1 protein-coding gene is annotated in these 237 nt (G+C 44.3%); it reads right to left on the bottom strand.

The window, feature by feature from the left end; all coding sequences use genetic code 11:
* On the bottom strand, window positions 1-201 hold a 201-nt coding region (locus N2315_09435), incomplete at its 3' end, for a hypothetical protein (GenBank protein MCX7829392.1).
* Window positions 202-237: the final 36 nt, after the last annotated feature.

Genomic DNA, 237 nt, shown 5'->3' with positions numbered 1-237 from the left:
GCTGTTAAGCTTTTGTTGTATTTCTTTTGACAGCATCTTGATAACCCGCAGGTGTTCCACAAAGTGGCGGATGGTCCGCTCAATAATCACCAGGAGGATATCAAAGGGATCATTGACTTGACGGGGAGCGGTATTCTTTCCCGCAAGGGAACCAAAATAACCACATTCTTCTGCGGAGATAACGATGATAGACTTTTCCACTACAAAAAGGCCCATGCTTACCACATTAAACGATGA

It is taken from the genome of Thermanaerothrix sp. (assembly GCA_026417795.1).
In the GTDB taxonomy this organism is placed as follows: Bacteria; Synergistota; Synergistia; order Synergistales; family Synergistaceae; genus Thermanaerovibrio.
The sequence above is the reverse complement of the archived record's forward strand: the minus strand, read 5'-3'. Positions and strand labels throughout refer to the sequence as shown.